This is a genomic window from Akkermansia muciniphila, from assembly GCF_900184965.1.
GTDB lineage: Bacteria > Verrucomicrobiota > Verrucomicrobiia > Verrucomicrobiales > Akkermansiaceae > Akkermansia > Akkermansia muciniphila_A.
In genome coordinates this window covers 1-243 of sequence record NZ_FXYA01000148.1, presented here as the reverse complement: position 1 = coordinate 243, position 243 = coordinate 1, and the positions used below count along the sequence as shown (strand labels likewise).

At 63.0% G+C, this 243-nt stretch carries 1 protein-coding gene; it reads left to right on the top strand.

The features are described from left to right. Positions 1-243: YmdB family metallophosphoesterase (locus tag CI070_RS03320; protein WP_143245551.1), on the top strand; the 243-nt coding region annotated here is incomplete at both ends.

The window sequence follows — 243 nt, the reverse complement described above, 5'->3', positions numbered from 1 at the left end:
TGTGGTCAACGGGGAGAATGCCGCCGGAGGCCGCGGCATTACGCCGAAGATTGCGCAGGAATTGCTGCGGAGCGGTGTGGATGCGATTACGATGGGCGATCACGTATGGGATCAGCCCGATCTGATTCCGTGGATGGATGGGGAGCCCCGTTTGCTGCGTCCCATCAATTACCAGCAGGGTACGCCGGGCCACGGTTCCGTGCTGCTGGAGACGCCGAAGGGCAAGGTGGGCGTGGTGCAGGT